General features: G+C 71.0%; 12 protein-coding genes. 5 read left to right on the top strand and 7 right to left on the bottom strand.

Annotation, left to right across the window (positions count from 1 at the left end; translation table 11 throughout):
• Window positions 1–25: 25 nt before the first annotated feature.
• Together ACFPQ9_RS42585 and ACFPQ9_RS42580 are read left to right on the top strand one after the other, a co-directional pair.
• Window positions 26–10936 (top strand): non-ribosomal peptide synthetase, encoded by a 10911-nt coding sequence (locus ACFPQ9_RS42585; RefSeq protein WP_380865375.1) that lies wholly within the window; start codon window positions 26–28, stop codon window positions 10934–10936.
• The gene (locus ACFPQ9_RS42580) at window positions 10923–12623 is read left to right on the top strand and encodes an ABC transporter ATP-binding protein (RefSeq protein WP_380865372.1); all 1701 of its coding nucleotides are present in this window, start codon (window positions 10923–10925) and stop codon (window positions 12621–12623) included. Before ACFPQ9_RS42585 ends, ACFPQ9_RS42580 begins: the two co-directional genes overlap by 14 nt.
• 9 nt (window positions 12624–12632) lie before the next feature.
• Here the strand turns inward: ACFPQ9_RS42580 and ACFPQ9_RS42575 are convergent, their stop codons facing one another.
• Window positions 12633–13739 carry an alpha/beta hydrolase-fold protein gene (locus ACFPQ9_RS42575; protein WP_380865369.1) on the bottom strand — a complete coding sequence of 369 codons (1107 nt, stop codon included), beginning with the start codon at window positions 13737–13739 and terminating at the stop codon, window positions 12633–12635.
• A 93-nt stretch (window positions 13740–13832) separates the two neighbouring features.
• On the opposite strand from ACFPQ9_RS42575, the gene ACFPQ9_RS42570 reads away from it, so the two are divergent.
• On the top strand, window positions 13833–14045 hold the full coding sequence (locus ACFPQ9_RS42570) for an MbtH family protein (protein ID WP_380865366.1): 213 nt from the start codon (window positions 13833–13835) through the stop codon (window positions 14043–14045).
• 86 nt (window positions 14046–14131) lie between these two features.
• Window positions 14132–14617, top strand: a complete 486-nt coding sequence (locus tag ACFPQ9_RS42565; protein ID WP_380865364.1) for a GNAT family N-acetyltransferase — start codon at window positions 14132–14134, stop codon at window positions 14615–14617.
• On the opposite strand, the gene argB is transcribed toward ACFPQ9_RS42565, so the two are convergent.
• The 3 genes from argB to ACFPQ9_RS42550 all read right to left on the bottom strand — a co-directional run bounded on the left by argB (window position 14618) and on the right by ACFPQ9_RS42550 (window position 17531).
• Window positions 14618–15493, bottom strand: a complete 876-nt coding sequence (argB, locus tag ACFPQ9_RS42560) for an acetylglutamate kinase (RefSeq protein WP_380865362.1) — start codon at window positions 15491–15493, stop codon at window positions 14618–14620.
• A 55-nt stretch (window positions 15494–15548) separates the two neighbouring features.
• Entirely contained in the window at window positions 15549–16250 is a 702-nt protein-coding gene (locus ACFPQ9_RS42555) for an MOSC domain-containing protein (RefSeq protein WP_380865359.1), read from the bottom strand.
• Window positions 16251–16355: 105 nt separating this feature from the next.
• Complete coding sequence (locus tag ACFPQ9_RS42550) at window positions 16356–17531, bottom strand: serine hydrolase domain-containing protein (protein ID WP_380865357.1); 1176 nt, start codon at window positions 17529–17531, stop codon at window positions 16356–16358.
• 342 nt (window positions 17532–17873) lie between these two features.
• Here ACFPQ9_RS42550 and ACFPQ9_RS42545 point away from each other — a divergent pair, with 342 nt between their 5' ends.
• A complete protein-coding gene (locus tag ACFPQ9_RS42545) occupies window positions 17874–18902 on the top strand; it encodes a cation diffusion facilitator family transporter (RefSeq protein WP_380865354.1) in 1029 nt (342 codons plus the stop codon).
• On the opposite strand, the gene ACFPQ9_RS42540 is transcribed toward ACFPQ9_RS42545, so the two are convergent.
• The 3 genes from ACFPQ9_RS42540 to ACFPQ9_RS42530 form a co-directional block, all read right to left on the bottom strand.
• Entirely contained in the window at window positions 18880–20058 is a 1179-nt protein-coding gene (locus ACFPQ9_RS42540) for an acyltransferase family protein (RefSeq protein ID WP_380865352.1), read from the bottom strand. The two genes, ACFPQ9_RS42545 and ACFPQ9_RS42540, sit on opposite strands and share 23 nt — an antisense overlap.
• A 127-nt stretch (window positions 20059–20185) precedes the next feature.
• Window positions 20186–21241, bottom strand: coding sequence for an NAD-dependent epimerase/dehydratase family protein (locus tag ACFPQ9_RS42535; RefSeq protein ID WP_380865350.1), 1056 nt, complete (start codon window positions 21239–21241; stop codon window positions 20186–20188).
• Window positions 21242–21365: 124 nt separating this feature from the next.
• Entirely contained in the window at window positions 21366–22880 is a 1515-nt protein-coding gene (locus ACFPQ9_RS42530) for an MFS transporter (RefSeq protein WP_380865349.1), read from the bottom strand.
• Between the last annotated feature and the right edge of the window lie 107 nt (window positions 22881–22987).

The raw sequence follows: 22987 nt of genomic DNA, 5'->3' as shown, positions 1-22987 counted from the left end.
GCTCAGAAGGGGCGTTGAGTCGTCGATGGAACCGAGCGCTCGTCACATACCGCTGTCTCCCGCGCGCCTGGCCGACGTACGCCGACGGGTCGGCGACTACTCCGACAGGACCATCGCCGAAGCATGTGCCATCGGGCTGTCGTACTGGGCGACGGGCCGCAGTCCCGACGGCATCGACCTCACCCCGGGCACGCTGTTCGCCGACGTACTCGGCTGGGTCGACAACGGCGGTGCGGGGGCCGAGGGTTGGGAGGTCGACGCCGACGGGCGGAGCATCGTCGCCCCGGAGGGTGTCGTGCCGGCCGACGCCCGACTCGCGCTGGACGACCTGGCCGACTTCCCGGACCGGCCCATCGGCACCATCGGGCCGTCCACCATGGCGACGAGGCTCGAAACCCTGGCGCGGTGGAACGACACCGGCGCCGACCGGGTCCGCCCGACCGTCGTCGAGATGTTCCGCGAGCACGCCCGGACCAGGCCGGACGCCGTCGCGATCGTGGATGAGCACCGGTCTCTGACATACCGTCAGGCAGCCGAGATGTCCGCCCAGTTGGCCCACCATCTGATCGAACGCGGTCACCTCGGTGCCGAAGGCGTCGTCGGCATCTCACTGAGCCGTTCCGCCGACATGGTGATCGGCCTGCTCGCCGTGCTCCAGGCCGGGTGCGCGTTCGTACCGCTCGATCCCCAGTGGCCCGCCGCGCGCCGTGCCGTCGTCATCGAGGACGCCCGGGTCGTGCTGCAGCTCAACGACTCGGGCGAGCACGACCCGGGTGAACCGGAAGCGGTGGCCGTCGACCTCGGCGACTGGCGGTACGGCTCCTGCTCCACCGAGGGGACCGGGGTCACCGTCCGCGGCGATGCCCTGGCCTACGTGATCTTCACTTCCGGTTCGACCGGGCGCCCCAAGGGCGCGATGATCCGGCACGAGGCCATCAGCGAGCGCCTGCTGTGGCAGTCGCGCGAGATCCTCGGCTTCGGCCACGACGACGCCTCGCTGTTCAAGGCGCCGCTGTCCTTCGACATCTCCATCAACGAGATCTTCCTGCCGCTCGTGACCGGCGCCAGACTGGTGGTCCTGCGGCCCGGCGGCGAACGCGACCCGCACCATCTGCTGAGCGTGATCGCCGAGCAGCGCGTCACCTTCACCTACCTGGTGTCGTCCATGCTGGACGTACTGCTGGAGATCGCGGGCGACTCCGGCCGGCTGGACAGTCTGCGGCATGTGTGGTGCGGCGGCGAGGTCCTGACTCCGGAGCTGTACGAAAGGTTCCGCACCCAGCTCGACATCCCCCTGTACCACGGCTACGGGCCGGCCGAGACGACGATCGGTGTCTCGCACGTCATCTACCGGGGCGCGGCGGAACGCCTGTCGACGTCGATCGGCCGGGCCAACCCCAACACCCAGTTGTACGTGCTGGACGACGAACTGCGCCCGGTCCCGGTCGGGGTCGGCGGTGAACTGTACGCGGGCGGATTCCTCCTGGGGCGCGGGTACGTGGGCGCGCCCGGCCTGACGGCGTCCAGGTTCGTCGCGAACCCCTTCGCCGACGACGGGTCCCGTCTGTACCGGACCGGTGACCTCGCCCGGTTCGCCCCGGACGGATCGCTGGACTTCCTCGGCCGCGCGGACAACCAGATCAAGATCCGCGGTATGCGGCTGGAGATCGAGGACGTCGAGGTCGGCCTCGCGGAGCACCCCGGGGTGCGGTACACCTGCGTCGTCGCGAAGAAGAACGCCGCGGGCAGCACCTATCTGGTCGGGTACGTGATCCCGGTCGCCGGGCGCCAGGACCTTAGGGCGGACGAGGTCAAGGCGTGGGCCGCGGAGCACATGGTGGAGTACATGGTGCCCGCCCATGTCGTCGTGATGACGGAGTTCCCGCTCACCGCGAACGGCAAGCTCGACCGGAACGCGTTGCCGGAGCCGGTGATCGGGTCGGGCCCGATCGTCCTGCCCACCACCGACGACGAACGTGCGGTGTGCGCGGCGGTCGCGGAGGTGCTGCGGCTCGACGAGGTCGGCGTCGACCAGGACTTCTTCCAGCTCGGCGGGGACAGCATCCTGGCGATCTCCCTGCTGAGCGCGCTGCGGGACGCGGGCCTCTACGTCACCGCACGGCAGATCTTCACCCACAGCACCGTGGGGGCGCTGGCGGCGGTCGCGAGCCGTGAGGACGTCTCCACGGTGGACCACCGCGATGTCGCGACCGGTGCCGTCGTGGGCTCGCCCACCCTGCAGTGGCTCGGCGAGACCACGGACGCGATCGACGGCTTCGTGCAGTCGGTGGTGCTGAACACTCCGGCGGAGCTGACCGCCGACGCGCTCGAGGAGATCCTCGCCGCCGTGGTCCGGCGGCACGACATGCTGCGCGCCAGGCTCGTCCGCGGTGACCACTGGAGCTTCGACATCCCGGAGGCCGACCAGGTCGCCGTCGCGTGGCAGGAGAGCGACCGGCGGCTCGACGAGTGCGTGGGGCTCGCCACCGAAGGTCTTGACCCCGACAACGGCGTCATGCTGCGAGCCGTCTGGCGCCGCGCGGCACGGCAGTTGGTCGTGGCGGTCCATCACGTGGTGATGGACGGAGTGTCCTGGCGGGTCCTGATGGAGGACCTGGCCACGGCGTGGCGGCAGTGCGCCTCCGGTGCGTCGGTCGAACTGCCCGCGGTGGGCACGTCGTTCCGGCGCTGGACGCAGCTGCTGGAGCTGGCGGCGTTCCACGCGAACGGCGACTACTACTGGCGTCCCCTGCCGGGCGCGGACCGGCCACTGGGCAGGCGCGCGCTGTCGGAGGGCGACACCGTCGCGCGGGAGCGGCTGCGGACCGTCTCGGTCGGGCCCGAGGCCACGGCAGCGCTGTTGGGTCAGATCCCCGCGAAGTTCTACGCAAGCGTCAACGACGTACTGCTGACCGCGCTCGCCGTCGCCCTCGCCCGGTGGCGTCGTGACCTCGGGCAGGACCAGACCTTCGCGCACATCGAACTGGAGGGGCATGGCCGCGAAGGACAGTTCGTGGCCGGTTCCGCCGGTTTCGACCCCGAACTGTCGCGGACCGTCGGCTGGTTCACCACCCTCTTCCCGGTGACCGTGGACCCGGGAGCGGCGGCCGACTTCACCGCACCCGAGTATCTGGCCGCCGCGCTCAGGGCGGTCAAGGAGGACCTCGCCCGAGTGCCGGACAACGGCGTTTCCTACGGCGCCCTGCGCTACCTCACCCGGACCGAGTTCGACGCGCCCGCACCGCAGGTGCTGTTCAACTACCTGGGCCGCTTCGACGCGGGCGCGCCGGGGGATTGGCAACTCACGGGAACCACAGGTCAGTTGGGCGAGAAGCGCGACCCCAGGATGCGCCTGCCGCGCCCCCTGGAGTTCAACGCGATCGCCGAACCCGCCCCGAGTGGTGAATACGAGCTGGTCACCACCATCTCCTGGCCCGACGGCATGTTCACCGACCAGGACATCGCGACCCTCGGCGACTACTTCCGAGCGGCCCTGTCCGGGCTGGCCGCGCTCGACGAGGGCGGCCACTCGCCCAGTGACTTCCCCCTGGTGCGGCTCACCCAGGCGGACGTCGACGCCCTGGACGGCCCCGCGCTGCGGGACATCCTGCCGTTGACCCCCTTGCAGGAGGGCCTGTACTTCCACTCGGTCTTCGACGACGACTCGGCGGGCGCCTATGTCGAGCAGCAACTGCTGACACTGGAGGGCGAGGTGGACGCCGACCGGCTCGCGGCGGCGGCCACCCGGTTGCTCACCCTGTACCCGAACCTGGCCGCGCGGTTCGTCGCCCTGGCCGACGGCCGGGTGGTGTCCGTGCTGGAGAGCGGTGTTCAGGCGCCCTTCACCACGCTGGACCGCCCCGGCATCACCGAGGACGAGCTGGCCGACCTGGCCGAGCGGGACCGCCGCGCCGGATTCGACCTGGCCACCGGGCCCCTGATGCGGTACACGCTCATCCGGGCGGGCTCGGGCGGCAGCGTGCTCGTGCAGACCGTGCACCACATCATCGCCGACGGCTGGTCGGTGCCGCCGATGCTCCGCGCGCTGCTGGCCGAGTACCACGCGCCGGGGACCGGCTACCCGCTCGGCGGCTTCCCCGACTACGTGCGCCGGCTCGCCGGACGCGACGCCGACGAGAGCGACCGGGTGTGGCGCGACGAGCTCACCGACCTGCCCGGTCCCTCGCTGGTCGCCGAGGGGCACACCCCGTCCGATCGGTTCGCCGACACCGCCGTGGAGCCGGTGGGCGACATCGACGCGGCCGTCCGCTCGGCCGGTGTACCGCTGAGCGTGGCGGTGCACAGCGCCTGGGCGGTGACGCTGGGCGGCATCCTGCACGGCAGGGACGTGGTGTTCGGTTCCACGGTGTCCGGGCGCGACGCCGATGTTCCCGGCATCGAGGACATGGTGGGTCTGTTCATCAACACGATCCCCGTACGGGCCCGTTGGACCGGCGCCACCACGGCGGGCGACCTGCTGGCCTCGGTGCGCGCACACCAGAGCGCCGTGCTGCCGCACCAGCATGTCTCGCTGGCGAGGATCGGCCGCCAGGCCGGTGCCGGCTCCCTGTTCGACACCCTGGTCGTGTTCGACGTCGCGACCGACGTGGCCGCCCTGCGAGGGCCCGGCCATACGCTGGTCATCACCGACATCGTGAACGAAGGCGCCCCGCACTACCCGTTGACGCTGGTCGTGGAGCGCACTCCCGACGGGCGTCCCCGCTTCAACCTGATCTACGACGGCGAGCTGCTGCGGGAGGACAGCGCCCGGGCGATCCTGCACACGTTCACCACGACCCTCACCGGCCTGCTCACCCGGCCGGACACCCTGGTCGACGACCTGGCACCCGAGGGCTCCCGGAGCCCCGCGCAGATCAGCCCGACGACCCTGGGCGGCCTGTTCGACGCCGCCGCGCGCCGCGCCCCGGCCGCCACCGCCGTCACCCAGTGCGGTCTCGACGGCACGAGCCGGTCACTGACGTACGGCGAACTGGCCGACGCCAAGAACGAGCTGGCCTCGGCCCTGCGCGCGGCCGGTGTCGGGCCGGGCGGGCGGGTCGCGGTCGCCGTCCCGCGCTCCGTCGAGCAGGTCGTCGCCCTGGTCGCGATCGTCAGCGCGGGCGGCGCCTATGTGCCGCTGGACGTGGCCTACCCGGACGAACGGCTGGAGTACATCCTCGCCGACGCCGCTCCGCAGGTCGTTCTCGTGGACCGTGAACAGCGGGACCGCTTCACACGGCTGCTGGCCCGTGCGGGCGTGTCGGCCGCCGTGCTCGTACAGGGGGACGAGCTGCCGTCGGCCACCACCGGGCCCGTGCGTGCGGCCGGTTGGCACGATCCCGCGTACGTGATCTACACCTCCGGCTCGACCGGCCGGCCCAAGGGCGTCGTCGTCCCGCACTCCAGCGTGGTCACGCTGCTCGCGAACACGCAGCCCGAGATGGAGTTCGGCCCGCACGACGTGTGGGTCCTGTTCCACTCCTTCTCCTTCGACTTCGCGGTCTGGGAGCTGTGGGGCGCGCTGGCGTACGGCGGTGAGCTGCTCGTGCCCGAGTATGCACTGACCCGCTCCCCGGTCGACTTCCACCGGCTGGTCCGCGAGCGCGGAGTCACCGTGCTCAACCAGACCCCGTCGGCGTTCTACCGGTTCATCGAGGCCGACCGGCATACCGGTGAACCGGTCACCGCACTGCGCCGGATCATCTTCGGCGGGGAGGCGCTGGATCTCGGGCGGCTGCGCGGCTGGGTCGACCGGTACGGCACCGCCTCGCCCGAGCTGGTCAACATGTACGGCATCACCGAGACCACCGTCCACGTCACCCACCGGGTGCTGACCGCCGCGGACTTCGAACCGGGCGACGACGTCAGCCCGATCGGCGGCCCGATCCCCGGTCTGGCCACCTACCTGCTCGACGACCGGCTCCGTCCGGTCCCGCCGGGCCGCGTGGGCGCCATCTACGTCGCCGGCGACCAGGTGTCGCTCGGATATCTGGGCAGGCCCGGGCTCACGGCGGGCCGGTTCGTGGCGGACCCCTTCGTGGGCGGCGGCGCCCGCATGTACCACACCGGCGACCTCGCCCGCCGCACCCTCGACGGCGAGCTGGAGTTCACCGGCCGTGCCGACGATCAGATCCAACTCAAGGGATTCCGCGTCGAGTTGGGTGAGGTCGAGGCCGCGATCCGGGAACTCGACGGTGTCGTGGACGTGGCCGTCACCGTCGCGGGCGGCGGCGACGACCTGATCGCGCACATCGTGGGACGGGTACCCGGAGACCTCACCACCCGGCTGAACGCGAAGCTGCCCGCGCACATGGTGCCGGGGCGGGTGCTGCGGGCCGACGTCCTGCCGCTGACGGTCAACGGCAAGCTGGACCGCAAGGCCCTGATCGAGCGGGCGGCACAGGACGACACCCCGGCGACCGGCTCCCTCGGCACCGGGGACGCCGCCCTCGCCGCACTGATCGACATCTTCACCGAGACCCTGCCGGGCTCCGAAGCGGACGGCGACACCGACTTCTTCAGGGCCGGGGGCGACAGCATCGTCGCCATCACCGTGGTCAACCGGGCCAGGGCACTCGGCCTCCGGATCGCTCCACGGGACGTGTTCCTGCTCCGGACCCCGCGGGCGCTCGCCGAGCACGCGGGCACGCAGACACCGCGGACCGGGGCGGCGCCCGCACCCGCCCGCCCGCAGGACGGCCCGCTCACGCCGACGCCGATCATCCTGCGCCAGCGCGAACTGGGCGGATCGCTCGCCCGGTTCGCCCAGGCCAGGTCGCTGGTGGCGCCCGAGGGCGTCGGGTTCGCCGACGCCGAGCGCGCCGCGAACGCCGTCGTGGCCGCGCACCCGTGCCTCCGGCTGCGGCTGCGCGTCGAGCACGGCGTGTGGGCACTGCGCACCGACCCCGCCCGCGAGGTCACCGTCGTACGGCCGGACACGACCGATGCGACGGCCGCGGCGAACGAGGCCGCCGGACGGCTCGATCCCGAGTCGGGGGACGTCATCGCGTTCTCGTGGCTGGAGGCGAGCCGGACCCTGGTGGTCACCGTGCACCACCTCGCCGTCGACTCGGTGTCCTGGCTGGTCCTGCTGGACGACCTGACCACCGTCATGAGCGGACAGACCCTGGCGCCGCCGACCACGTCGTACGCCGAGTACGCCGAAGCACTGGCCCACCGGTCCACTCAGGTGATCGACGGCCTCGGAGACTGGATCACCACCCTCCAGGCGCCCCCGCTGCTGCCCGCGGTCCAAGGGCTGCGCGAGACCACGGTCGTGCTCGCACCCGAGGTGACCGACCTCGTGATCCGTACCGCGCCCGCCGCACTCGGCGTCGGACTCACCGAGTTGCTGTGCGGCGCGCTGCGCACCGCGCTCACGCACATCCAGGCGTCGCCCACCGATCTCGCGATCGAGGTGGAGCGGCACGGCCGGGTCCCCGCGCTGGAGCACCACGACTACAGCCGTACGGTCGGCTGGTTCACCGCCATCGCACCCGTGCGGCTCACTGCGCACACCGACCCTGTCGCGGCGGCGCGCGAGGTCGCCGAACGTCGCCCGGACGAGCGCGCGCACGTCGCCTACGGCCGGCTCCGCTACCTCAACCCGCAGACCGCGCCGCTGCTGACCGCCCGCCCTCAGGTGCTGTTCAACTACCTCGGCCGGGGCAGCGAGTCCCAGGCCCTGCACCTCACCGGCGGCGATCAGGGCAGTCCGTACGCCGTCGAGGTCAACGCGTGGCTCGACGAGACCACCGGAAGCCTGCGCACGGCCTTCACCCTCGCCGAGGGCATACCCGACGAGATCACCGGGCACTGGCACAGCGCACTGGAACACATCGCGCGAGCCTCCGCGACGGCCGAGCGCACGGCGCCGGTCACCCCGCTCCAGCGGGGCCTGTTCTTCCAGGCCCAGATGGCGGGCACCGCCGGACACTACGTCGCGCAGAGCTGGTTCACCTTCGACCGGCGGCTGGACACCGACGCGCTGGGCGAGGCGATGGCGTACGTGATCGCGCGCCACCCGGTGGTGGGCGCCGGCTTCACCACGGACGACGACGGAAACCCGGTCCAGGTCCTCAAGGCGGGCCGGCGGGTCGATGTCCGTACGGTCGTGCTGTCGACGGACGCGGAGGTCGAGGCCCTGCGCGCCCGTGACCGCGACACGGGGTTCGACCCGGGTGAGCCGCCGCTGCTCCGGCTGACCGTGGTGCGTCTGCCCGGGGACCGCGACGGCCTGCTGCTCAGCTACCACCTGCTGCTGTGGGACGGCTGGTCGCGTGAGATCGTGCTGAGGGACCTGTTCGACGCCTACCGGGCGGTCGTCGCGGGCGAGGGGCTGGAAGCCAGCCCCGCCACGCCCGGTTTCGAGGACTACGCACGGGCGCTCGACGCCAAGGACCCCGCCCCGTCGGAACGCTTCTGGGCGGAACACCTCGCCGGTGTCCCCGGACCGACCCTGCTCGCCGGACCGGCACCGGCCCTCTCGGACGACCTGCCGCGTGCCCTCGTCCACACGCTGACCGCCGAACAGTCGGACCTGCTGCGGGAAGCGGCCAAGGCGCACGGCGTCACGCTGAACTCCGTGCTGACCGGCGCGTTCGGCCTGCTCCTTGCCGCCCACACCGGCCGCAGCGACGCCGTGTTCGGCGTGACCGTGTCCGGCCGGGAGGGCGAGGGCCTGTCCGACATCGTCGGCGTGCTGCTCAACACCGTGCCCCTGTGGACCCGGGCACGGCCGGACGACACGATCCGTGCGTACCTGTCGGCCGTGCAGGCGGCCAGGGTCGCGGCGATGGAGCACGAGCACCTCGGGCTCGGCGAGATCCAGCGGGCCAGCGGACACGACACCCTGTTCGACAACCTGTTCGTGCTCCAGAACTTCCTGGACCTGGACGCGTTCGCCGAGATGAACGCCCGGCACGGCATCACCTCGGTGAAGGCCGACGACTCCACGCACTATCCGTTCACCTGGGTCGTCACGCCCGGCGACCGGTTCACGGTCAAGCTGGAGTACCGCGACGGCGACACCCGGAACGCCCGCCGCCTCCTCGACGACTACCTGCGTGTGCTCGAAGACCTGGCCCGGTCGACGGGGCCGGTGGGCGCGCTGCGGGGCATGGGGCCGAGGCCCGAGGCCACCGAGCGGACGGACGTCGGCACGGACACCGTGGTCGACCGGTTCGACCGGGCCGCCGACCGGGACCCGCAGCGGGTGGCGCTCGTCGCCGATGGCTCGACCATGACCTTCGCCCAACTGCGGGACCGCAGCCGTGCGGTGGCGGGAGTGCTGGCCGGACGCGGCATAGGCCCCGAGAGGACCGTGGGTCTGGCGATCCCGCGCTCCCTCGACTCGATCGTGACGCTGTTCGCCGTGCTGCGCGTCGGTGCCGCGTACGTACCGCTGGAGTTGGACCACCCGGACGCACGGATCGCCTCGATCGTCGAGGACGCCCGCCCGGACGTGATCCTCACCGTCAGTGCCGTGTCGCCGCGGTTGGCCGCGATGACCGGCGACCTGATCGAGGTCGACCGCCCGCTGCCCGACGCCGAGCCGTATCCGACGTTCGCGCCGGACGACCCCGACCGGCTGCGGCATCCCGCGTACACGATCTACACCTCCGGATCGACGGGGAAGCCCAAGGGCGTGGTGACCGAGTACGCCGGGCTCACCAACATGCTGATCAACCATCAGCGACGGATCTTCGAGCCGGTGCTGGCGGAGCACGGCCACCGGGTGTTCCGGATCGCGCACACCGTGTCGTTCGCCTTCGACATGTCGTGGGAGGAGCTGCTGTGGCTCGCCGACGGCCATGAGGTGCACATCTGCGACGAGGAGTTGCGCCGTGACGCGCCCCGGTTGGTCGCGTACTGCCTGGAACACGGCATCGACGTCATCAACGTGACCCCGACCTACGCACAGCAGCTGGTGGCCGAGGGTCTGCTCGACAACCCGGCACGGCGGCCGGCGCTGGTGCTGCTGGGCGGCGAGGCCGTCACCCCGACGCTGTGGAAGCGGCTCGCCGAGACCGAGGGGACGGTGGGCTACAACCTGTACGGGCCCACCGAGTACACCATCAACACCCTCGGCGTCGGCACCTTCGAGTGCCAGGACCCGGTGGTGGGCGTGGCGATCGACAACACCGACGTGTACGTGCTGGACCCGTGGCTGCGACCGCTGCCGGACGGAGTTCCCGGTGAGCTGTATGTGTCGGGCACCGGCATCGCCCGCGGCTATCTCGGGCAGCCCGCCCAGACCGCGCACCGGTTCGTGGCGTGTCCGTTCGGCGAACCGGGCGAGCGCATGTACCGCACCGGGGATCTGGTGGTCCGCCGTCCCGACGGGAACCTGGCGTATCTGGGCCGCACCGACCAGCAGGTCAAGATCAGGGGACACCGGGTGGAGCTGGGCGAGGTCGAGGCGGTGTTCGCGGCGCACCCGGCGGTGCGGTTCGCCGCCGCGGTCGCCCAACCGGACCCGCAGGTCGACGGCGCCCACCGGCTGGCCGCCTATCTGGTGCTGGACGGGGCGGAGTTGGCCACCGTCGCCGCCGAAGTGGGTGCCGGACTCCCCGACTTCCTGCGCCCCACGCACTACGCCGAGGTCGACAGCATCCCGCTGACGGTGAACGGGAAGGCTGACACGAAGGCGTTGCCGGAGGCCAAGCCGCTGGGCGCGCTGACCACCGCGGGGGAGCGCGGTCCCCGGACCGGGACCGAGACCGTGGTGTGCGAGTTCTACGCCGAGGCACTGGACCTGGACGACGACGAGGTGAGCGCGGTGAGCGACTTCGTGTCCCTCGGCGGACACTCCATGCTGGCGGTCCGGCTGATCGGTCTGCTCCGCCGTGAATACGGCCCCGTGGTCACGATCCGTGACCTGTTCACCCTGCGAACCCCGGAAGCGATTGCCCGCCACATCGATGACAACTCCTGACACCTCGCGGCCCCGTCGGGGGTCCGACATCCTCCGCACCGCACTGCGCCGCAACATCGGCGCCATGGTCCAGGGCACCGTCCTCATGGGCCTCTACCAGGCCGGGGAGACCGCCTTCCCCATCGCGCTCGGCTTGATCGTCGAGCACACGATGCGCGACCGGAGCCTCGGCGCGCTCGGTCTGTCGATCGCCGCGCTGGCCGTGATCATCACGACCGTGTCGCTGTCGTGGCGGTTCGGGATGCGCATCCTGCAGAAGGCCAACACGACCGAGGCGCACCGCTGGCGGGTGCGGGTCGCGGCCTGCGGACTCCAGCCGGTGGCCCGGGACGTCGACCTGAAGTCCGGCGAAGTGCTGACCATCGCCACCGAGGACGCCGACCAGACCGCCGACATCATCGAGGTGGTGCCGCTGCTGATCAGCTCGCTGGTCGCGGTGGTGGTCGCCGCGGTGGCCCTGGGCCTGGCCGATGTCCGCCTCGGCCTGCTGGTGATCGTGGGAACCGTCGCGATCCTGTCGATCCTGAGCGTGCTGTCCCAGCGGATCGGCAGCAGCACCCAGGAACAGCAGGCCCGGGTGGCGCGGGCGGGCGCGAAGGTCGCCGACCTGATCACCGGTCTGCGCCCGCTGCACGGCTTCGGCGGCAACCACGCGGCGTTCCGGTCCTATCGGAGGGTCAGCACGGAGGCGAAGCTCCAGGCGATCACCGTCGCCAAGGTGAACGGCGCGTACGCGGGCACCGCGCTGGCCCTGAACGCGGTCCTCGCCGGCGCCGTGACCCTGATGGCGGGCTGGCTGGCCTTCGACGGACGGATCAACATCGGGGAACTCGTCATGGCCGTGGGGCTGGCGCAGTTCATCATGGAACCGCTCAAGCTGTTCTCGGAGATGCCGAAGTACGTCATGATCGCGCGCGCGTCGGCCGCGCGGATGGCGCTGGTCCTGGCCGCGCCGCCGGTGATGAGCCCAGGGCCGGAGCGCCCTGCGGCGGGCGGCGGCATCGAGATCGACTGCGTCCGGTACGGCACCCTGCGCAAGCTGAAGTTCCAGGTGTCCGCCGGTGAGTTCCTCGCCATCGCCGCCTACCAGCCGCGTGCCGCGGCCGACCTCGCGTCGATCCTGGCCGTGAACGTTCCGCCCGACGCGTACGAAGGCGTCGTGCGCCTCGGCGGGCAGGACCTCGCGGACCTCTCCATCGAGGCGGTCCGCGAGCACATGCTGGTGAATCCGTACGACGGGGAGATCTTCGCGGGCACCCTGCGCTCGAACATCGACCCGCCGGGTGCCGGCCGGATGGTTCCCGAGGCCGTCGAGGCGTCCATGCTGACCGATGTCGTCGCCCTGCACCGCGAAGGACTCGACTACGGCGTCCGCGACCGCGGCGCGAACCTGTCCGGGGGCCAGCGCCAACGGCTGTCCCTGGCCCGCGCCCTGGCCGCCGACACCGACGTCCTGGTCCTGCACGACCCGACGACAGCCGTCGACGCGGTCACCGAACAGCTCATCGCGCGCAACATCGCGAAGCTGCGCCGGGGCCGCACCACCGTCGTGATCACCAGCAGCCCGGCCCTGCTGGACGCCGCCGACCGGGTCCTCGTACTGGACGACGGAGTCATCACCGCCGAGGACACCCACCGCAACCTCCTTGCCACCGACGAGGACTACCGCCTCGCCGTGGCACGGTGACGCGACCCGCTAGCCGAGGACCCAGGCGACATCCCTGAGCAGGGCGTGTCGCCAGCCCGCCCGGTCGTGGCCGGACGCCGAACGCGAGACCCGCACGGTCGCACCGGCCCGCTCGGCCAGGGTCTCGGCCAGCTCGCAGTGCGGCAGCATCCGCGTCTCGTGTTCCCCCACGTCGAAGGCGACCCGCAGGCCGGACAGGTCCACGGCCGCCCGCAGGCGCTCGGCGATCGCACCGCCGACCGGGCCCCCGAGCGGGTCCGCCGACTCCAGGACGCCGGGTCCCCACCAGAACGACCCCGACTGGCAGGCGACGCGGGAGACCAGCTCCGGGAACTCCAGCGCCGCGTACAGCGCGCTCAGCCCGCCGAGGCTCTGTCCGGCGACCACCAGCCGGTCCAGGTCGGCGTGTACGCCGGATTCCGCCACCAGCGGCAGCAGTTCGTCCCGGATCCCCTGCCACAGCTCGGGCCGGCACGCGAACTCGGCCTCCCGGTCCCCGGCCGGAACGAAGACGAGGGTGACGGCGGGCATCTCGCCGGCGGCGACGGCCGATTCGAACGCGGTCATGGCCGGGTGCAGGTACAGCCAGTCGTCCCCGTCGAGCAGCAGGACGACCGGTCCGCCGCCGCCCACCGGATGGACCCGGACCGTACGCCGCCCACCGAGCCGTTCACCGGCCCAGCGGATCCGGGTGCGAGGCAGGGGCAGTACGACGTCGGTGCCGGGGCCCAGGACGGGCCAGTGCGGCTGGGCCGGGGCGTCCGGGGTCGCGGCGACGGACCGGTCACCGCCCGCGGCGACAGGGTTGAACGGGTCGCCGTACGCCGCGTCTCCCACCATGAACTGGTAGGTCACCCGCAGCCGTTCGGGCATGGGCACCTCGGCGTACCAGCAGTCCGTGTCGCCCCACCGGCGCAGGGGCACGGGCTCCGACCAGCTCTCGAAGGCGATGCTCGCCTCGGAGCCGCGCCACAGGAACAGGGTCACCCAGCCGCCGGCGTCGGCAGGCACCGACGCGGGTGCCCCGGCCGTCGCCCAGAACTCGTCGGTGCCGGGCCGCCCGAACAGGCCGAACTCGCCGAAGTCGTTCTCCCTGCCGGCCGCGAGGCCCCGCATGAACATCTCCTTGTGAGAGGGAAGGGGAAAAGCTAGGCTCAAGTCAATTAGGCCAGGCTAACCTAATCTTGGCACTCCCGGGAGGCACTCCGCATGAGCACCAACCCCTTCGACGACGCCGACGGCCGATTCCTGGTTCTGGTGAACGACGAGGGCCAGCACTCGCTCTGGCCGTCCTTCGCCGAGGTGCCCGGAGGGTGGACGATCGCCTTCGACGAGAACACCCGGGAGGCGTGCCTGGAGTACATCGAGGCCAACTGGACCGATCTGCGCCCGCGGTCCCTCGCGGCGTCCATGGACGCGTGATCCTCCACGGCGAACAGGGCGTCCGCCGGCCGTACACCGATCGACTGCGTACCGCGCCGCGCACCGTCCTGCCGCATGTTGCACCCTTGGCCGCACCGCACTTACGTCACGCCCGCCGAGGGGACGCTGCCGAACTCGCCGCGCTGTCAAGGCCGTTCGTGCGGACGGGGGCGGTCCGCGAGCGGCCCCTTTCGCTGTACGCCGCCCATGCGGCCGATTTCCTCGTGGTGGAAGCCCTCGACGGCACCCTTGAGGGATGTCTGGGTCTGCGGGTTCACCCCGCCGGCCCGGAGCGCGACCACGGCCCCGCGGGCGTTCTGTACAACTTCTGCGTGGCCCGGCACCGGCAGGGATGCGGAACCGGGGCCCGCCTCCTGCGCGCGGCCCTGGCAAAGGCGCGCACCCAGTCGCTGGGCGCCCTCTTCACGGCGACGACCGGCGGCGGGGGCCTCTTCCTCCGGCACGGGTTCGCGCCCACGAGCACGCGTCAGGCGCCTCCCGAGTGGGTGAGTTCCCTGGATCCGCGGCGCAACGCGCGGGTACTCGCCCGGAGTCTGCGCACACTGCGGTAGTCACATGCGGACGGGTTCCGGCGGCGCGTCGCAGTGATCGTCGTCCGGAACCACCGTGGTTCCGGTGCCCTGTTCGCCGAGGACACTCCGCAGCAGCGCGTGCGGCACTCGGCCGTCGATCACCTGCGCCCTGCGCACTCCGGCACGCACGGCCTGCAGGCAGCCCTCCATCTTCGGCAGCATCCCGGTCGCCAACCCCGGCAGCAGTTCACCGAGTTCATCGGCCGTCAGCCGCTCGATCACCTCGGTGCTCCGCGGCCAGTCGGCGTACAACCCCTCCACGTCGGTGAGCACCACCAGGCGTGCCGCGCCGAGGGCCACGGCCAGAGAAGACGCCGCGAGATCGGCGTTCACGTTGTAGATCTGCCCGTCCTCCCCGCGTGCCACGGGGGAGACCACCGGGATGTGGCCCTGCTCCAGGAGGGTGCGTACGGCGCGCGGGTTCACCTCGACGATGTCCCCGACCAAGCCGATGTCCACGGGCCGGCCGTCGACCCAGGCGGGCCGTCGCACGGCCGTCATGGTGTGCGCGTCCTCTCCCGTCATCCCCACGGCAAGGGGCCCATGGGCGTTGATGTGCCCGACGAGCTCCCGCTGGACCCGGCCCGTCAGCACCATGCGGACCACGTCCATGGTCTCCGGGGTGGTGACCCTGAGGCCCGCCTCGAAGCGGCTCTCCAGGCCGAGGCGGCCGAGCATCTCGCTGATCTGCGGCCCGCCGCCGTGTACGACGACCGTGCGCAGCCCCGCGTGCCACAGCCCTACGACATCCTGGGCGAACGCCCGTTGGAGGCCGCTGTCCACCATGGCGTTGCCGCCGTACTTGACGACGACGGTGCTGCCCCGGAGTTCCTCCGGCGGGCGGACCTGGTCCATGGGCGACTCCCTCCCCCGACGGCACGCCGCACACACAAGATCTTGTTAGCTTAGCCTAGCCTAAATTTCCGTCCTCTGTCGGTGGGCCGTCGCCGCCGTACCTACGGGTGTACGAGAGCGCGATCTGCAGCATCTCGGCCTCCATCCACCGGGCGGCGGTCAGCGTGCGCGGCAGCAAGTCCCGTTCCAGGGTGCAGGCCCGGAAGAGCAGGGACGCGGTGATGTCGTGCCGCGGGCGGGACACGACCTCGATCGGATCCCCCGGCCGCACCTCACCCGGCGTGATGACACGGAGCATGGCGCCGGTCCTCCCGACCGCCGTGAACCGCTTCACCCAGCGCTTCTCGCCCAGCCAACCCGCGAAGGTGCGGCACGGCAGACGGCCGCCGGTCACCTCGACCACCGCGCCGGAACCGATGCGCCAACGCTCGCCGATCAGTGCGCCGTTCACGTCCAGCCCCGACGTGGTCAGATTCTCGCCGAAGGCGCCGTTGCCGAGCGCCCGCCCCAACTCCCGCTCCCAGACGTCGAGATCCTCGCGGGCGAAGGCGTAGACCGCCCGGTCGTCGCCGCCGTGGAAGCGGAGGTCGCAGACGTCGTCCCCCTCGACCCCGCTCCCCGTGGCGCCCTTGGGGCCGGGGGCGAAAATCCGTACCGGCCCCGGGACCGGCCGCTTGTCCATGCCGGTCACGCCGCCCGGCGCGTCCGTGTAGGGCACGGGTGTGGCCCGCCCCACGTTCACCGACAGTAGCTTCAAGCCACCCTCACAATCCGCCAGGAGCCGCAGAGTCGGCAGCCATCCTTGTGGATCGGCGGGCGGAAGTGAATTCGGTGAGTGGCCGGCCGGGCGGCGTGCGCGCCGTCAGCGGCCGCAGAACTCCGCTTCGAAGACGTCCTGGTACAACTGGCCGTCCTCCAGCCAGTCGCCGTTGATGTGGAACGTCAGACTGTGCTGCCCGTCGGCGGTCGTCGCGGTGCTGGTCAGGGAGCCCCAGACGATGCCGTCGTGGCCGAACACCTTCTCGCCGCAGGAGAGGGTGCGCACGATCAGACCGAGACCGTAGTCGTAGAACGTGCCGGTCTTGACCGTCGTGAGCAGTTCGCGTTGCTGGGCGGCCGGCAGCAACTCGCCCTTCAGAAGAGCGCTGGAGAACCGGTTGAGTTCGCCGGTCGTGCTGATGACCTCACCCGTCGCACCCGACCAGGCCGGGTTGTACTCGGTGGCGTCGTAGACCTCGGGCCCCGGGTTCGGGGCGTACAGCTTGGAGTAGCCGACCGGGTGCGGGGACGGCATGGTGGCGTCGGTGCCCGGGAACGAGGTCCGGGTCAGACCCAGCCGCCCGATGATGCGTCGCTCGGCCTCCTCCGCGTACGAATTGCCGGTGACCTTCTCGATGATCATGCCGGCGATCACGAAATTGGTGTTGGAGTAGTTCCAGCCGGTGCCCGGCTCGAAGTCGGGAGCGTACTTGAGCGCCATGTCCACGATCTGCTGCGGAGTGCGGGTCTCGTACCGGTGCGCGAGGAAGCCCGGCCCGTTCATGTACTCCTGCCACTCCGGGGTCGAGACCATGTCGTGGACCCCGCTGGTGTGGTTCAGCAACTGACGAATGGTCACCTTGCGGCCGTCGTTGCCGTTGCCCCGCAGCACACCCGGGAGCCGCTGCTCCACGGTGTCGTCCAGGCTCAGCCGGCCCTCGGCCTCCAGCTGCAGCAGGACCACCGAGATGAAGGACTTCGTGATGCTGCCGACGCGTATGCGGTCGTCCGGGGTGCGTTCACGGCGGGTTTCGGTGTCCGCGAATCCGGCGGAGCCGAACCAGGTCCCCTGTGGGGTCCGGGTCTCGGCCGCGACTCCTGGCATACCTCCCTTGGTGTGCAGGGCGTCGATGGCCCGCTGGGTGGCGGTGCTGTGCGCTGAGGCGGGGTCCGCGGCGGCGGCCGTGCCCGTGAGGACCGTGAGAGTGGCGACCGCGGTGAGCACCGCTGCCGCGCGGCCGAGCAGAGACCGGGTCGTGCGTAACGCGCTGTCGGACATGGTGGATTCCCTTCGGGGGCGAGGCTTCGTGTGAGTACGTGATCCGTGGAGCGGGCCGGGGCGGCGCGCCTCCACGGCGGAATGGCGCAAAGCGGCGGGCCGACTCGACCCTGAGGCGTCCCGGAGGCGGCCCCCGGCACGGAGCGATCGGGGCCGGCGACGCATTTCTGGCTTGATTCAGTTCATTTCCCATGGGTGCAGTGCGGGTATTCGAGGCCGAATTGCTGGTGATTCTCGCCCTCCTGACGGGTTATTGATAATCGTCTTCGTTGCAGTATTTGCGAATAACCTGAGGTGTGCGCTTCACTCTTCCTGTCGAATCCCCGGAGCGATGGGAATTTCATGAAGCGGCGCCGGCATGACGCCCATGCACATGAACACGGGCACCATAAGGACCACGATCACGGGCACGCCGGGCACCATCATCACGGTGTGGCGGAAGACGCCGACCGGACTTGGTTGTCGTTGGCACTCGGATTGATCGTGGCCTTCATGGCGGTGGAAGTCGTGGTCGCTTTCGCCGCCGATTCGATGGCGCTGCTTTCCGACGCGGCCCACATGCTTTCCGATGCCGCCGCCATCGCACTGGCCCTCGGGGCGATGCGGCTGGCGAAGATGCCGGTCCGAGGCAGGTACACCTACGGGTTGAAGCGGGCGGAGATCCTCTCGGCGCAGGCCAACGGGCTGACGCTGTTGCTCCTCTCCGTCTGGCTGACCTACGAGAGCGTGGAGCGGCTGGTGGACCCGCCGGAGGTCGGCGGAACCATGGTGCTGGTGACCGCCCTGGCGGGGGTGGTGGTGAACATCGCGGCCGCGTGGTGCATGTCGAAGGCCAACCGGTCCTCGCTGAACGTCGAGGGCGCCTTTCAGCACATCCTCACCGACCTGTACGGGTTCATCGCCACCGCCGTGTCCGGCGCGGTCGTCATGCTGACCGGCTTCGCCCGGGCCGACGCCATCGCCTCGCTCTTCGTGGTGCTGCTGATGGTCAGGTCCGGGGTATCGCTGGTCCGGGCCTCGGGGCGGATCTTCCTGGAAGGTGCACCGCCCGGCGTGGAGCCGGACCACGTGGGCGAACTGATGGCGCGACACGACGGTGTGGCGGAAGTGCACGACCTGCACATCTGGGAACTCACCTCGGGCGATGTCCTGCTCTCCGCTCATGTCCTGGTCGAGCCGGGTGGCGACTGTCATGCCCTTCGCAAGGGACTGCAGGCGGAGTTACGCGACGCCTACGGGATCAAGCACGCCACTCTCGAGGTGGATCACGCCTCCGCGTGGAGCCCCGGTCCCGGGCCGGTACCGGCCGCGGAGGACCACTGCGAGAACCCGCACGGCAGGGCCCGCGTCAGCGCGACCCGCGCTCGCTGAGATCCCCGTCGGACCTCGGATCCGGCGGTGCCAGGGCCTGGTGCCCGGGTCGGCGGCTCCCGCCCCAGCGACGGGTCAGCGGCCTCTCGACCAGGGCATACACCCCCCATGCGGCAAGGAGTGAGGCGGCGAAGAGGAGCACGGCGGACGCGACCCGAACGGGCTGGGACGCGGTGTGGTCCTCGTCGATCAGGCGGTAGCCGTTCGTCAGCACCAGCATGTGCACCATGTAGAAGGCGAACGAGGCGTTGCCGAGCCACACCATCGGCCGGGACCGCATCCAGGACCGGGACTGCCGGATATCGGCGCCGGCACCGGCGAGGACCAGCAGCGCCATGGGAACGACCAGCACGGCCGTGATCGCGTACAGGAACGGCACCTGGACGGCCAGGGGATAGCCGACCGCGAGCGCGGCTGCCGCGTGGCGGAACCGGATCGCCGGGCGTGTGCTCTCCAGCAGGGCTCTGGCCAGCAGCATGCCGAGGACGAACTCCAGCAGCCGCGTGGGCGGGAAGGTGTAGATGGACCAGTACTGGTGGAGCGTCACGGGGAAGCCGTAGAACTTCGGCTCCGACGGGAGAAGCGTCGTGGCCGCCAGGGGCAGCAGGATCACCGCGGCCGCCGTTCCGGCAGCCGCGCCCCACAGCCGCCGGGCGGGGATGCGCCGCACCAGACGGAACAACAGCGGGAAGCACAGATAGAAGAAGGCCTCGCAGGCCAGCGACCACGAGACGCCGTTGACGCTGTCGTACACGTCGAAGACCGGCACCCAGGACTGGACGAGCAGAAGGTTGGGCACCGCCTGACGAGCGGTCACCTGTCCGCCGGCCCAGTCGATCAGCACGAGTGCGGCCAGCCAGGTGATCACGTGTGTGGGGTATATCTTCACGGCCCGGCGACGCCAGAAGGAGACAGCGGTGTCGTCCGGCAGGGCGGACCAGGCCAGCACGAAGCCGCTCAACACGAAGAAGAAGCCGACACCCGAGCGGGCGGTGATCAGGGCGACGGTGGCAGGAGTGTTGTTCTCCCAGGTGCCGTCGAACCAGATGGCGAAATAGGTGTGTGAGGCGAAGACGGCGAAAGCGGCGGCGAATCGCAGACCGGTCAGCGAGGGCAGCCGGGCCGTGGCGGGTAACGGCGATCTGTCGGTGGGCATGGCGTCTCCGGGTGAGGCCGGGGGCGGGAACACGCCGAACGTACCAACGCGAATGGCCGGTCGTAGACCACCCGTGGATGGCAACACGCCTTCCAACTCAGGTGGCAGAAAAGGCTGTTCGGCCTGCTCAGTAGCCGATTTCCCGCAGCAGCGCCGCCTCCGCGACCGGTGACATCCCCGCCACGGGCGGCTTTGCGGGGGCCCGTTCCAGCCGGTCGCGCAGCACCGCCTCGGCGGTCTCGGCCACCGACCGGACCCGCAGGCCGGCGTCGAAGGACGCGGAGACGTCCCGGGACAGGGCGCCGTGCAGGATGCGGGGCGGCCACAGGGGCACCGACCCCGGCCCCGTCCACGGCACGGCACCGGCTCGGAGCAGCGTTTCCTCGGGCACCGGCACCAGTTCGAGCGTCGGGTGGCCGACGGCGTCCGCGATCTCCTGGAGCAGCGAGGACAGATGGACCGGCGGCCCGGCCGCGTCGAACGTCCCGCTCGTGCCCGCCTCCGCCCGGTCGACGATCCACGCGGCGAGGTCGCGTACGTCGATGCACTGCGCGGGCAGGGGGATTCCGTCGCCGGTCGCGGCGGGCGGAGTCACCGCGGGCCCGCCCCGGGCCATCCGCAACGGCCAGTAGCCGAAAGGGCTCACGTCGTCGCCCGGACCCACCACCAGTCCCGGGCGTACCAGGAGCGCCCGGTCCTCGGTCGCCTCCCGGAACAGCTGCTCGCAGGCGAGTTTCACACCCCCGTACCGTGCCTGGGACGGCTCCGCGTCCCTGGTCGGGTCGTAGCAGGTGGTGTCGTCCGGGAGCGCCGGACGCAGTCGGCCGGAGCGGGCCGTCTGACCGGGCGTGAGGGTGTCCGCGTAGACGCTGATGGAGGAGATGAACGTCCAGTGGGCCGCGGTCACGGCACGCAGGGCCTCGCGGACCCAGGGCAGGGCGAGTGTCGCGGTCTCGACCGCCGCGTCGAACCTGGCCTCCCGCAGAGCGGCCAGGGCCTCGGGCGCGTTGCGGTCGGTGCGCAGCAGCCGTGCGCCTTCGGGCAAGGACGTCCCGGTGCCGCGCGCCACGCAGGTGACGTCATGGCCCCGGGCCACGGCCTCGCGGGCCACGGCGCCCGAGACGAAGCCGGTTCCTCCCAGAACGAGCACGCGTAATGGCGGCCGACGGCCGGACGAGGGCATTTCTGTCTCCTGTCGGGGCACGGGATGCGGCAATGGGGGGTGTACGGGCCGGGCGGCCGGAGGCCGGTGACGCCGGGCACGGCGGCCTCCGGTGGGGAGAGCCGCCGCACCCTTCGACTGCCCGTCAGGCCGGTTCCGCCGCCGGGTCGTCGCTGGTGTCCTTCTCCGGGGCGCCGGTCAGCAGGTCCTGCTTGCGGACCAGCGTCAGCGCGATGCCGGCCGTGCCCACACAGATCAGCGCGGCCCACAGCATGACCTCCGCGGCACCGTCGGCGATGGCGGACTCCAAGGTGCGGCGCACCTGCCCGGCGATCGCGCCGGGCACGTTCTCCAGGGCCCTGGTGATGTCGCCCTGGGCGGCCGAGGTCACCACGGCGTCGTGGGTGCCGGAACTCAACTCCAGTTCGGTGTCCGCCTGATCGGAGATCCGGGTCCGGAACAGCACGCCGAAGATGGCCGCTCCGATGCCGGCCCCGAACATGAAGAGGCTGTTGATCGCGCCCGAGGCCATACCGGCCCGCTCCTTGGGCACCACGTTCACGGCCAGGGACATCGACGGGCTGCCGGCGAGACCGCCGCCCACGCCCCACAGCAACAGACCCGGCAGCGCCGTCCAGACGCTGTTGTCCCGGTCGAACGCCCAGAACATCGCGAGCCCGCCGAGGGCCAGAATGCCGAAGCCGGCTCCGATGATGTGGGACGGCGAGTACTTGGCCTGCAGCTTTCCGGCGACCAGCCCCATCCCGAGCTGCGGGGCGAACACGGCCATCATGATCAGACCGGTCTGCAACGGGCTCAGCCCTCGGGAGCTCTGGAAGTACAGGATGTAGTACACCGAGCCGCCGACCGTGGCGAAGCGGGAGAAGAAGGCGATCAGGGCGGCCGCGACGAAGGTCGGAACCCGGAACAGGGAGAGGTCCAGCGTGGGCGCCGTGACCCGCCGTTCCAGCAGCAGGAAGGCGAGGAACAGAACGGCCGACAGCACCAGTTGGACGACGGTGGCGGTGCTCGCCCAGCCCTGGTCCTCACCTCGGGTGAGGGCGAAGTTGACCAGGCCCAGGACGATCACCAGCAGCCCGGCCCCGGTCCAGTCGATGCCGGCGGTGCCCGCTGTCGCGGGGGTGGCCGGGAGCCGCTTGCGGCAGAGCACGAGCGCCACCACACCGATGGGCACATTGATCAGGAACAGATAACGCCACTGGGTCAGGTCGACCAGCAGGCCTCCGATGACCGGGGCCACGGCACCGCAGGCCCCAAGTGTGGTTCCCCAGACGGCGATGGCCATGTTGCGCTGCTGGCCGTCGTACACCTGGGCGATCAGCGGCATCGCGTTGGCCAGGACGAAGGCCGCGCCCACACCCTGCACGCACCGGGCGACGTCCAGGGACACGGCGTTCGGCGCCACGCCGCAGGCCAGCGAGGACAGGGTGAACAGCGTGATGCCGCTCATGAACATCGACTTGCGTCCCAGCCGGTCCGACAGCGATCCGGCCGTCTGCTGGAAGGCACCGAACGTGATCGTGTATCCGATGATCACCCATTGCAGGGCCGCCAGGGATCCGCCCAGATCCGATTGAATCGCGGGTAAGGCCACGGAGACGATGGTGATATCGATTACCAATAACGCCGAGGCAATCACGGTGATTATCAATACGGTTCGGGCTTCGCGGCCCGCTTTGGCGTCCGTAGCACTCACGAAAACCTCTTCCGGTGGATGTGTGGCGACCGGGACCGCCTCATGCGAAC

This window comes from Streptomyces coerulescens (assembly GCF_042657965.1).
Classification (GTDB): domain Bacteria; phylum Actinomycetota; class Actinomycetes; order Streptomycetales; family Streptomycetaceae; genus Streptomyces; species Streptomyces coerulescens.
The sequence above is the reverse complement of the archived record's forward strand: the minus strand, read 5'-3'. Positions and strand labels throughout refer to the sequence as shown.